The organism is Frankia sp. CeRuru1 (genome assembly GCF_977966315.1).
On record NZ_CDWWEW010000150.1, the window covers coordinates 1 to 11,493 of the forward strand.

General features: G+C 70.7%; 10 protein-coding genes. 7 read left to right on the forward strand and 3 right to left on the reverse strand.

Annotation, left to right across the window (positions count from 1 at the left end):
* Positions 1-1,280 (forward strand): adenosylmethionine--8-amino-7-oxononanoate transaminase (bioA, locus tag AC08OP_RS12670; protein WP_476614372.1); only part of this gene is annotated, 1,280 nt, incomplete at its 5' end.
* Positions 1,281-1,976: 696 nt separating this feature from the next.
* Entirely contained in the window at positions 1,977-3,479 is a 1,503-nt protein-coding gene (locus AC08OP_RS12675; protein WP_476614373.1) for a sensor domain-containing diguanylate cyclase, read from the forward strand.
* A gap of 66 nt (positions 3,480-3,545) precedes the next feature.
* Here AC08OP_RS12675 and AC08OP_RS12680 read toward each other — a convergent pair whose 3' ends face one another.
* On the reverse strand, positions 3,546-4,376 hold the full coding sequence (locus AC08OP_RS12680) for a bifunctional 5,10-methylenetetrahydrofolate dehydrogenase/5,10-methenyltetrahydrofolate cyclohydrolase (protein ID WP_476614374.1): 831 nt from the start codon (positions 4,374-4,376) through the stop codon (positions 3,546-3,548).
* Positions 4,377-5,302: 926 nt separating this feature from the next.
* Between AC08OP_RS12680 and AC08OP_RS12685 the strand changes: the two genes are divergently transcribed.
* Both AC08OP_RS12685 and AC08OP_RS12690 read left to right on the forward strand, forming a co-directional pair.
* Positions 5,303-5,545 carry a type II toxin-antitoxin system HicA family toxin gene (locus AC08OP_RS12685; protein WP_462202988.1) on the forward strand — a complete coding sequence of 81 codons (243 nt, stop codon included), beginning with the start codon at positions 5,303-5,305 and terminating at the stop codon, positions 5,543-5,545.
* Complete coding sequence (locus AC08OP_RS12690; RefSeq protein ID WP_462188407.1) at positions 5,538-6,107, forward strand: hypothetical protein; 570 nt, start codon at positions 5,538-5,540, stop codon at positions 6,105-6,107. Before AC08OP_RS12685 ends, AC08OP_RS12690 begins: the two co-directional genes overlap by 8 nt.
* A gap of 107 nt (positions 6,108-6,214) precedes the next feature.
* On the opposite strand, the gene AC08OP_RS12695 is transcribed toward AC08OP_RS12690, so the two are convergent.
* Complete coding sequence (locus tag AC08OP_RS12695) at positions 6,215-6,817, reverse strand: TetR/AcrR family transcriptional regulator (RefSeq protein ID WP_476614375.1); 603 nt, start codon at positions 6,815-6,817, stop codon at positions 6,215-6,217.
* Positions 6,818-7,125: 308 nt separating this feature from the next.
* Complete coding sequence (locus tag AC08OP_RS12700; RefSeq protein WP_476614376.1) at positions 7,126-7,680, reverse strand: pyridoxamine 5'-phosphate oxidase family protein; 555 nt, start codon at positions 7,678-7,680, stop codon at positions 7,126-7,128.
* A 34-nt stretch (positions 7,681-7,714) separates the two neighbouring features.
* On the opposite strand from AC08OP_RS12700, the gene AC08OP_RS12705 reads away from it, so the two are divergent.
* From AC08OP_RS12705 to AC08OP_RS12715, 3 genes are all read left to right on the forward strand, one after another.
* The gene (locus AC08OP_RS12705) at positions 7,715-8,758 is read left to right on the forward strand and encodes a helix-turn-helix transcriptional regulator (RefSeq protein WP_476614377.1); all 1,044 of its coding nucleotides are present in this window, start codon (positions 7,715-7,717) and stop codon (positions 8,756-8,758) included.
* A gap of 49 nt (positions 8,759-8,807) precedes the next feature.
* Positions 8,808-9,257: a DUF456 domain-containing protein gene (locus tag AC08OP_RS12710; RefSeq protein WP_476601653.1), complete on the forward strand. Its 450-nt coding sequence runs from the start codon at positions 8,808-8,810 to the stop codon at positions 9,255-9,257.
* 684 nt (positions 9,258-9,941) lie between these two features.
* Complete coding sequence (locus AC08OP_RS12715; protein ID WP_476614378.1) at positions 9,942-11,231, forward strand: ATP-grasp domain-containing protein; 1,290 nt, start codon at positions 9,942-9,944, stop codon at positions 11,229-11,231.
* The last annotated feature ends 262 nt before the right edge of the window (positions 11,232-11,493 follow it).

The following is an 11,493-nucleotide window of genomic DNA, read 5'->3' on the forward strand; positions in this document are numbered from 1 at the left end:
TCGCGGGCGACCTCGTCGCCCGCGATCGGCGGGTGGTCTGGCATCCGTATGCTTCGGTGTCCGGCTCCACGCCGCTCTTCCCGGTCGCATCCGCCGCGGGGACCCGGCTGATGTTGACCGACGGCCGGGAACTGATCGACGGGATGTCGTCGTGGTGGGCGGCGATCCACGGCTACCGGCATCCCGTGCTCGACGAGGCGGTGCGCGGGCAGCTCGAGACGATGTCCCATGTGATGTTCGGCGGTCTGACCCATGAGCCGGCGGTGGCCCTCGCCGAGACCCTCGTGGCGATCACGCCGGATCCGTTGCGGCGGGTCTTTCTGTGCGATTCGGGTTCCGTCGCCGTCGAGGTCGCGATCAAGATGGCGCTGCAGTACTGGACCGGGCGGGGCCGGCCGGGCCGGACGCGCCTGCTCACCATCCGGCGCGGCTATCACGGCGACACCTCGGGCGCGATGGCGGTCTGCGATCCGGACGCGGGCATGCATCACCTGTTCAGCCATCTGCTGCCCCGCCATCTGTTCGCCTCCGCCCCGGCCTGCGCCTTCGACGAGCCGTGTGAGGACGCTCACGTCGCCGAGATCGAGGGGCTGCTGGCCGGGCACGCCGACGAGATCGCGGCGGTCATCTGCGAGCCGGTCGTGCAGGGCACCGGAGCCATGCGGTGGTACGCGCCGGGCTGGCTGGCGCGGCTGCGCGAGCTGTGCGACCACTACGGGGTGCTGCTGATCGCCGACGAGATCGCGGTCGGGTTTGGCCGCTCGGGCGAGCTGTTCGGCTGCGGCCATGCCGGCATCAGCCCCGACATCATGTGCGTGGGCAAGGCGATGACCGGTGGATACCTGTCCATGGCCGCGACGCTGTGCACCGACGAGGTGGCGGCGGGCGTCGGCGACTCGCCGGCCGGCGCGTTCATGCACGGCCCCACGTTCATGGGTAACCCCCTGGCGAGCGCGGTTGCGAACGCCAGCGTCGATCTGCTCCTCTCCTCGCCCTGGCAGGCTCGGGTGCGTGAGATCTCCGCCGGGCTCGTCGCCGGGCTCGCCCCGGCCGCCGACCTGCCTGGGGTCGCCGACGTGCGGGTACTCGGCGCCATCGGGGTGATCGAGACGCGGGAGCCCGTCGACATGGCCGTGATCCAGCCGCTGTTGGTGGATCTCGGGGTCTGGGTCCGCCCGTTCGGACGGTTGGTTTACACGATGCCGCCGTTCATCATCTCCCCCGCCGACGTGGCCACCCTGGCCGCCGCGATGGTCGAGGCGGTCGCCCGTACCACCTGATCGCCGCATCACCTGCTGATCGCCGCGTCACCGGTTCGTCCGCGTCACCGGTTCGTCCGCGTCACCGGCGCGTCGGTCCCTCCGCCGCCAGGAGCCAGGAGCGGACGGCGGGCATCGAGCAGGTCCCTCGGTGCTCTCTTCTCCGGCCGTCACTGGTCTCCGGGCGGCGGACGTGCCGTTTCCCGGGCGTGTCGGATGTGGTCTCTCGGCGGTGTCCCGCAGCCGACGCGACCGGGCGGCCCGTCGTGACGCCTCCTTCGGCCCGGCATTCGTCGTCGCAGGTCAGGTGCCATTTCCTGGGCAACTATCGCGCGCGTGCCGGGGAGAAAACACGGCTCGGCGACGCCGGGAACGGCTAAGAACCGGCATTCGGACGGTTGCGAATTGGCGAAGCGCCTTCGTACTCTTCGTTCTCGAGGATTTACCGTGAGTAGCAGCGACCAGGTTGGATTCACCGGGCGGTTCCGGCCGGGTAGGGCCGTGGACAAGAACGAGGAAGGCCATCCACCAATGCCGTTACGCATACGACTGGCGCGAGGCGCGGGTTCCGTTCTGGTGGGCGCCCTTCGGCGTGGCTGGCGGCGAGCCCGCGGGGTGACCACGCAGGGAGCGGGCGCGCCTGCCCGGACCGGTCGCGGGGCGGCACGAGGCGAAGCGTCCGCCCCACCCGCGAGCGCCGAGCCCGTCGACCCCCGGATGATCGTTCCTCCGCCGTTGGGCCCTCATCTGGCCGGCCCACGCCTGGCCGGCCCACGCCTGGCCGGCCCACGCCTGGCCGGCCCACGCCTGGCCGGCGCCCACGTCACGGAACCTCGCCTGGCCGTGCTGCGCCTGCTCGGCCACGGCTGGATGCTGTGGCGTGCGCCCGGGGGGTTGATGCGGCGGGGGTTGATCGTAGTCTTCTGCTGGCTGAGTGTGGCCGGATTCGCGGCGGCGGGTCTGCGTCCGCGATGGGCCGACCTCGCGGCTTTCGCCACCTTCGTTGTTCTCGGGGCGCTGGCCGTGGTGGCGTCCGGACGGCTGGGTGAGGATCTGACCGTTCCCAGGACCCGACGCCATGACCTGCTGTCCACCTGGACGGTGGCGGCGGCGGTCCTGCTGCCGCCGTTCTACCCGGCGGTTATCAGCCTGCCGCTGTGCTGGCTCGCCGGCCGTCGTGATCCAATACAGCCGCCGCACCTGCGCGTGTTCCACGCCGCGGCGTTGGGCATCGCGGGCTTCTGTGCCTCCAGTGTCCATCTGTTGCTCAGCCCCGATCGAGGGCCGTTCACCGTCGACAACCTCGTCGGGTCCGGCGTCGCGGTGCTGGCCTTCCTCACCGCGGTCGCGGTCTACCCGGTCGTGGCGAGGCTGACCGTGATGGGGATGAGGCTGACCGTGATGGGGATGGCGACGCCCGGCGGTCGGGAGGGCCTCGGTTCGTGGTCCGGCGCGGCGGCCGGCCCGACCCGGCCGGGCTGGCCGGGCCGGCCGGGCCGGACCGGAGTCGTCCCGTCATCTGTCATCCCCGCCCGGATCCCGCTCCGGCATGCGTGCCGCGACCTCGTGCCCGCGCAGGCCGCCGAGATCTGCTCGTCGATCGTGGTCGCGGTGCTGTGGGCGGCGAACCCGTTGCTCATGCTGGTGATCACACCCCCCGTCCTGCTGCTGCAACGCAGCCTGTTGCACGCCGAGCTCCTGCATGCCGCGCGGTCCGACGCGAAGACCCGGCTGGCCAACCCGGCGTACTGGCGCCAGGTCGCGGAACGCGAGATCAACCGGGCCTGCCGGGTGGGGCGTCCGCTGTCGGTGCTCCTGGTCGACATCGACCACTTCAAGCGGGTCAATGACAGGTTCGGTCATCTCATCGGGGACGTCATCCTGATCGCGGTGGCGGACGCGCTGCGGGCGGCGACCCGTCCCCGGGACCTCGTCGGACGGTTCGGGGGCGAGGAGTTCGTGGTGCTGCTCACCGAGGTCGAGCTGGAGAACGCGGCCGATGTCGCGGAACGGATCCGCCGCCAGGTCGCCGGAACCCACTGCTGGCTGGAGGGCCGGCCTCCCCTGTCGGTGACCGTGTCCGTGGGAGTCGCGACACATCACGGCCCCCGCGGTGACCTCGCCGGTCTCATCGCCCGTGCGGACTCCGCGCTCTACCGGGCCAAGGCCGATGGTCGTAACCGGGTACGGCTCGCCGGGCCGGTCTACAGCTCCGTCTGAGGCCACTGCGGGCCCCGCTGAGGCACATGCGGGCCCCGCTGAGGCCAGGCGGCGGGTGCGCGCCGATCAGGCGGCGCGCGCCGCCCGGATCGTGTTGCGCAGCAGGAGCATCGTGGTGACCGGTCCCACACCGCCCGGCACCGGGGTGAGGGCGCCCGCCACGGACGAGACGGCCGCGGCGTCCACGTCACCGACCTGCCCGGTCTCGGTCACGACGGTGCCGACGTCGATGACGGTCGCACCCGGGCGGACGAAGCCGGCGCTGACGAGGCGGGGATAGCCGGTGGCGGACACGATGATGTCGGCCTCGTGGGCGATGCTCACCAGTCCCTTGGTGCGGGAGTGGCAGATCGTCACGGTCGCATCCTCGGCGAGCAACAGCAGCGAGACCGGCTTGCCGACTACCGGGCCGCGGCCGATCACGCATACCCGGGCGCCGGACATCGGGATGCGGGCCCGGGTGAGGATCTCCACCACCGCGGCGGCGGTGGCCGGCGCGAAGCTCGGCAGGCCCAGCGCGAGCCGGCCGAGACTGCTCGGGTTCATCCCGTCGACGTCCTTGGCCGCCGGAATGTGCTCGCCGGCCTCGCGGGAGGTCAGCCCGCCTGGCAGCGGCGTCTGGACGATGATCCCGTGTACGGTCGGGTCGGCGGCGACAGTGTCGATCGTGTCGAGGATTGCCGCCGGCTCGCCCTTCGGCTCATGCAGCACACAGCGCACGCCGACCTTGCCCGCGGTCCGTTCGACGATCTCGGCATAGGAATACGCGGCCGGATCCGCGGTCGGTAGGACCACCGCCAGGGTCGGCGTGACTCCCGCCGCAGCCAGCCTCTCGGCCTCGTCGACCACGTACCTGCCGATCTCGGCGGCCATCGACCGCCCGTCGAGCATCCTCATGTGCCGTTCCGATCCTCGTCGTTCTCGTGGTCTGGCTCTCGTGGCCCTTGCGGTCCTGATGGCCCGTCTGGGCCGTTCCGCACGTCTGGGCCGTTCCGTACGGATAAGTCACCGCTGTCCGCAGGCCTTTCCCGCACTCGCGCGGGTTATGCCGTCCTGACCCACCACGCGAAACCTGGGGAAGGCCCGGGATGCGCCGGCACGGCGAGCGGGGCGGCGGCGGGCACGGTTGTACCGTAGCAAGGCGGCGTGGGCAGGTAACCTGCGCGGGGGAGCACGCCAGGGCCGCTCGGTGCACTCGGCTCCAGAACGCCCGGCTCCAGAACGCCCGGTTCTAGGCCGCCCGGTTCTAGGCCGCCCGGTTCTAGGCCGCCCGGTTCTAGGCCGCCCGGTTCTAGGCCGCCCGGTTCTCGTGCCTCGGATTTTCAGAATAACGGATCCTCCCCGGGAAAGCCTTCCGGAAGAGGTCCGCCCCTGTGTGGTGGTGCAGTCGAGGTGGGCAATTTCCGAGCGGAAATCCGAGTATTACGCTATATGATCTTCCCAGTTCGGGGTGATGGCGGCTACGGACCGCCGGAACGATGTACCTGAAACGACGCACCTGGCCGGAAGCGCCCGGTGCCCGCTACGCCGCATCCCGAGCCACCCGCCGCGCCGACTGTACTCAGGAACCCGGCCGGCTTGCCGGATATAGCGATATGAATGCGACATTCGTCCTACTGCGATGAGTCTACGGAACTTGATGTCAGGTAGGTAGCGATGGTAGATCCTTCGCCATTTTCCCGAGTCTATTGTCCTGCTTCTCTTCTCGGCTACCATGGAGACGTCCCGTCCTTGACCACGACGTGGAGTATCGAGATGAAGTCATTCGCCCGCACGACCATCCGTGCGATTCTTCTGGTTTCATTCCTGGCCGCTGGCTCTCCGTGACCGGGGAGTTTCCCTCGTTGAAGGCGCGTCAGCTTCTGCGAGTGCTTGGACGATTGGGATATCGCGTGACAAAACAGGACGGTTCAGCTCACCGGTGGCTGGAGGCGGACGGACGTCCACGACTTCGTCTCGCTTTTCATGACCGGATCACCGTCGGGCCGGGGGTCGTCCGGCAGATACTGGTCAAGCAGGTGGGGCTGACGGTCGAGGAGGCGTTGGAGGTGATCGATAGTGTCTAGGGCGGTATCGGTGCTGGTTCGCCGGGACGGCCCCTGCTGGTCGGCCTGGTCGCCGCAGTGTCCTGGTCTGGTGGCTGCCGAGACGACCGCCGAGGAGATTCGTGCCGCGTTGCCGGATCTGATCGCCTGGTACTTCGACGGAGACACCGACGTCAACCTGCGGATCCACCTTGAGCTGGAGGTGCGCGGTGTCATCGTCCGGATCGCACAGGATGCCGACGCCTGGGAACGGCAGCTGGTCGCTGAGCGTCTGGGCGCGGCCTTGGGCGTGGACAGCCAGGCGGAACAACTGCGCGCCGTGCGGGCGAACGCCGCGGGCGAGGTGGTGTATGTCTGTGCGCTGCCGTCGGACCAGGTCTCCTGGCTGACCGGGCAGATGGACGACGAGGACGATGCGGTCGTCGTCGCGCTTCCGGCGACGGAGAGCGAACTGTGGACCTTGCAGTTCGACGCGCTCCGGTGGCGAGGTGAAAAAGCGCCGGGTGCCGGCTACCGGCCGGAGGTAACCTTTGATGAGATCATGGCGACGTTCGCCGGGCCACGCCTCCAGCTCAGCGCATGACAGCCGGGCCCCGCGCCGGTCAGCCCTCATCGGTGAGCCCTCATCGGTCAGCGCCCGCCGGTGAGCGTCCGCGTGACGGCGGGAACCGGCATCGTGGGTAGGCGCGGCTACCGGGGAAGATCGCGCAGGATGAGGTCGAGGCCCGCGAGGAACTGGGCCTCGTTCTCCTCCCGTAGATGGGGTGCCGCCTCGGAGAGGTCCGGGTGGTGTTCGGCCGGCGGGCGTACCGCCGCGACCGGGCCGCTGCGGGCGCCGGCCCCCTCCCGTTCCACGGCCCGGGCGAGCTGGCGGGCCTCGCTGAGGGTGTGGCCGAGGGTGTAGAAGAGCAGCGTCTGGTAGACGTTGGCGGCGTCGGCCGGATCCATGCCCGCGCGATGAAGCTGGGCGACCGCGTGATCAGCCCGCTCCCAGTAGGCGCCCACCCCGGGCGGGCGGCGCAGCACCAGCGGCGCCAGGGTCGGGTGCGCCAGCAGGGAGCGCCGGAGCTGACGGAAGTTCTCCCGGATGTCCCGGCGGGGGTCGTCGGTCTCCGGCAGCTCCTCCACCCCGCGGATCACCGTGTCCGTCAGCGCGTCGAGCAGCGCGTTCTTCGTCGTGAAGTGTCGGTACATCGCCGTGGGATCCACGTCGAGGAACGCGCCGAGGGCCCGCATGCTGAACGCGCCCGCGCCGTGCGTGTCCACGACCTCCATCGCCGCCGCCAGCAGCACCTCCCGGGACAGCGTGCCCCGCGGGGTCCGCCGGGAACCGACCCGCCGACCTCGCCGCCTACCGGTCTCCGCGCCGGCGGTCCCGATGCCTCCCGGCTCGCCGTCGTGCGTGCCGGGATCGTGTGTGCCGGGATCGTGTGTGCCGGGATCGTCCGTGCCGGGATCGTCCGTGCCGGCGTCACCCTCCCGGGTGTCCTCGGAGCCTGGGCTCTCGTCGCCGGACCGGGGTGCCGTGGGATCGTTGGTCTCGTCGTTGATGGCATCATGATAGTCAACGATGTTGACGCCGTCCCGCGGCTTGCAATGGTCTACTCTTTGGCCCCCTCTTCGGCCCAGTCTTCGCGCACCGGCCCGTTGCCACGGCGCTGCACCCGCACCCCCTGATAGCCCGGTCGCCAGCTTTCCAGCACGATCTCCCCGGCCGGCTCGTCGACGCTCGTGCGGACCACCTCGGTGAGCTCGACGCGGAAGAGGTCGAACGGCGTCGGCGGGCCGACCTCGGTGGCAAAGGAGGCCAGGACCTCCTCATCGTCGATCCACCGGGCCCGCCCGGAGACGCGGATGTCGCCGCCGGCCAGGTCCTGGCCCGGCCCGGGATTGGCGGCCAGGGCGAACCGGGGGTCGCGACGCAGGTCCCGGGACTTGCGCGCATCCGGCATGCTCCCGAGCCACAGCTCCCCGAACCGGAAGTTCGTCTCGATTCCGCTCGTGCGCGGGGAGCCGTCGGCACGCACGGTGGCCAGGATGTGATGGCGGAATGCCGCGAACCGGGTGCGTGCGGTCTCGGCGAGGGCGGGTTGCGCGGTCTCGAAGTCGCGCCAGGATGTCGTCACCGCGCCATCGTGACCCGGAAACTCTGCCATCTGCTGTCCTGGTTCACGGCTAGGCTTCCCAGACGTGCGATCGAGTCGGCTTACCGCGTTGCTCCTGCATCTGCAGGCCGTGCGGCGGGCGACGGCCACCGAACTGGCCGCCGAGCTCGAGGTGTCCGTGCGCACCGTGCACCGTGACATCGCTGCCCTGCAGGCGGCCGGCGTGCCGCTGTGGACGCAGACCGGGCGGGCCGGTGGGGTGTGGCTGCTGGACGGGTGGCGCACCCGGCTGGACGGCCTGACCGGCGACGAGGCGGCCGCCCTGGTCCTCGCCGGGGCCGGGGGAGAGGTGCTGGGCGGACTCGGGATGGCGGCGTCCGCCGCGGCCGCCCGGACCAAGCTCCTCGCCACGCTCCCGCCGGAACCCCGCGAGCGCGCCGCGCGGGTACGGGAGCGATTCCACCTCGACGCGCCTGGCTGGTTCCATCGCGACGAGGCCGTCCCGCACCTGGCCACCGTCGCCGGGGCGGTCTGGTCCGGGCATCGGGTCGACGTCCGCTACGCCCGGCGGGACCGCGAGGTCGCCCGCCGGCTCGACCCGCTCGGGCTCGTGTGTAAGGCGGGGGTATGGTACCTTGTCGCCCGTCATCGGGCCGACGTGCGCAGCTATCGCGTCGCGCGGCTGAGGCACGCGATGGTCCGGCCAGAGCCCTTCGAGCGGCTCGCCGGCTTCGCCCTCGCCCGCTGGTGGGCCGCGTCGAACGAGGACTTCGCCCGGACCCTGCTGCGTTGGACCTGTCGGCTGCGGTTGTCCCCGGTTGCATTGACCCGCCTGCGGCAGGTCGTCGATCCGTTGGCCGCGGGGGAGGCCGTCGCCGCGGCGGGCCCGACTGACGCCAACGGCTGGCGGGAGGTGGAGTTCGCGACGGAGGGGCTCCAGGTGGCGCTCAGCCAACTGTGTGCCTTGGCGGACGGGGTCGTGGTGCTCGCCCCTGCCGAACTGCGTGCCGCCTTCGCCGAGGTGGGTCGGCGCATGGCGGAAAACAATATGGCGGAGAACAGTGCTGCCGCGGCGGTGGGGAGCAACGCTACCGTCGCGGGAGATCGGGAGATCGGGAGATGCCGGTGAAGGAGGTCGCGCCATAAGTACCGGCGGGCTGCTCGTTGTCGCTCTGGTGATGGCCGTCGGCCTGGTTGGCGTCGTCCTCCCGGTACTACCGGGCCTCGTCCTGGTCTGGGGCGCGGGTCTGTGGTGGGTGATCGCGGACGGTGGGGGAGTCGGCCGCTGGATCGTGCTGGCGCTCATGACCGCGCTGTTCGTGATCGGGGTGCTCACCAAGTACGTCCTGCCGGCTCGGGCTACCGCCGGTCGGGGGGTGCCGTGGCCCAGCCTGGCCATCGGCGCGGTGTGCGCGATCATCGGCTTCTTTGTGGTGCCGGTCGTCGGGCTCCTGATCGGTGGAGTGGTCGGGATCTACCTGGCCGAGCTGGCGCGGCTGGGGGATGCGCGAGCGGCGGGCCGTACGACCTGGGCCGCGATTGTCGCCTTCGGGGTCGGTGTGGTCGTGGAGCTCGCCGCCGGCGTCGCAATGGTGCTCGTCTGGTTGGTCGGCGAGTTCGTTGCCTGACGGTGCGTGACGACTCGTGGCGGCGCGTGACGACTCGTGGCGGCGCGCTGCTGGTTCCGGTCTTCCGGAGTCCGTGCGGGCCGGGAGTCCGCGCGTCCTGATCCGGGGAGCTGGCCGGCCCCGAGCCTGGTCGGCCGGTCTCCCGACGGCGTCCTCCCCTGCATGATCGCTATGTTAAGTAGGGGTAACCATTTCCGGTGCTCCGTGGTTGCCACCTCGTCCGTCGTGTGCGGCTGTTAGCATCGTCCGAGTGATGCTGATGGAACGTCTCCTGACGGATCTCAATGGTGGACGGCGAATGTTCCACTCCGAATTTCACCGGGCTATCGGATCGAACCCCGGATGAGTGATCCGGGGCGAACCTGCCGAAAATCTCAGAAATTCATACGATATTTTTTCCACTATTGTTCAGAGCGGTCGTGGTCGAAGCCACGGTGCCTTTTTCTGCCGCATTCTTCCGGGGCTCCGCAGTGGTACCGGGCGCGCCCGCGGAGTCACCGGCCGATGCGGCGTCCGTTCTTCCCTTCGATGTCCTTCCCTTCGACGTCGAGGATCGTGTGGAGGCATCCGGCCGCCGGGTTCCGCGGCCGCGGTCTGGTCGAGGCCTGACGACGTGACCGGGAAACGTAGCGCGCAGGCCCCGTCCTTGAGGGTGGGGAGGATGCCAAGAGAGGAGACCGTCCCGTGCGTGTCCTGGTGATCGGATTCGGGCAGGCGTTGCTCAACCAGCTGGGTTCGGCGCTGCCGCCGGGCAGTGTCACCCTCGTCGAGGACCCGGATCTGATCGACCGGCGGCGGGTGCGGCCGGCTGTCGAGAAGCTGCCCTGCGTGGCGGCCCTGCTCTCGGCGGCCTACCACCAGAGCGAGGACTTCCTCCCCGTCGTGCTCGCCGCGGCGGCCACCGGGGGACCCTTTACCGCCGTCGTCCCGGCCCTGGAGTACAGCGTCCCCGCTGCGGCCTTGGCCGCGGCCGCACTGGGCCTGCCGGGCGCGGGAGTCGGGGCCGCCCGATGCCTGTCAGACAAGATCGAGCTGCGCCGGGCGGCGACGGCGGCGGGCATCGCGACCCCGCGCTGGAGGGAGGTCTTCGGCCCGGGTGACCTCGCGGCCTTCGGGGTGGAGAGCCCGGTGGTGCTCAAACCCGCCAACCGGCACGGCAGCCTCGGCGTGCAGATCCTCGACGCGGTGGAGGACGGGCCGCTCGACCTGGCGGCCATCTGGTCGGCGACGGTCGCCGCCCTCGACGACGGCGCGCTTCCCAACCGCCCGTTGCACTGGCGCTACCTGGTGGAGAGCCGGATGGTCGGCGCGGAGTTCAGCGTGGAGGCGCTGGTTCGCGACGGCGTGCCGAGCTTCGTCAACGTGACGGCGAAGCGGGTGCTGCCCGGGCGGCACCCGGTCGAGACCGGGCACGTCGTGCCGGCCCCCGGACCCGCGGCCAGGACCGCCGTGCTGAGCCGCGCGTTGACGCGTCTCATCGCGGCGATCGGCTTCCGGGACGGCATCCTGCACGCCGAATGGATGCTGACCGCCCGCTGCCCGGACGACCCGGTGCTCATCGAGTGCGCCGGGCGGATCCCCGGTGACAGCCTGGTCGAACTCATCGACCTGGCCTACGGAACCTCGCTGGTCGCGGACTACCTGGAGATCCTCTCTGGGGGGCAGCCCGCGCCGGCCGCGGTGGCGAGCGCCGCCGCGGCGATCCGCTTCCTGAGTGCCCCGCCCGGTCGGGTCGACGCGGTCGACGGCGTCGAGGTCGCGCGGGCGGTGCCCGGGGTGCGGCGGGTAGCGCTGGCGGTCACCCCGGGCACGTCCATCCCGCCGCTGCGCTCGTCGGGCGACCGCATCGGCGAGGTGTTGGCGGTCGGCTCGACCCCGATGGACGCCGAGGCCACGGCGGCACGCGCCGCCGGGCTGGTGCGTGTGGCGGCGGCAGCAGGGGCTCCGTTCGGCGCGGCTGTCATGCGGATCTAATTCCGCTGCCGCCGTCGCTCACCCTGATTATGAACACGTAAACGTCTGCCCGATCGGCACGTCGCGTACCCGCGGTATCCCGGGCTCCGCGTCCCGGTCGCATAATGCCGAGGTGGAACGCGCCAGCGAGAAATCGGACAGATGATTCTTCGCATATGGGTCGGCGTCCGGCGGGCGAGTACGGACATCGCCGTCGATCTGTCTGCGGCTGTTGCTTCCACGCTCTCCCCGCGGCTGTGTTCCGCTTTTCCCTGCCTTTCTC

Excerpts from the sequence above, each read along its gene's own strand:
- AC08OP_RS12675 (WP_476614373.1), top strand. The coding sequence starts at position 1,977 with ATGATCGTTCCTCCGCCGTTGGGCCCTCATCTGGCCGGCCCACGCCTG.
- AC08OP_RS12680 (WP_476614374.1), bottom strand. The coding sequence starts at position 4,376 with ATGAGGATGCTCGACGGGCGGTCGATGGCCGCCGAGATCGGCAGGTAC.
- AC08OP_RS12700 (WP_476614376.1), bottom strand. The coding sequence starts at position 7,680 with ATGGCAGAGTTTCCGGGTCACGATGGCGCGGTGACGACATCCTGGCGC.
- AC08OP_RS12710 (WP_476601653.1), top strand. The coding sequence starts at position 8,808 with ATGGCCGTCGGCCTGGTTGGCGTCGTCCTCCCGGTACTACCGGGCCTC.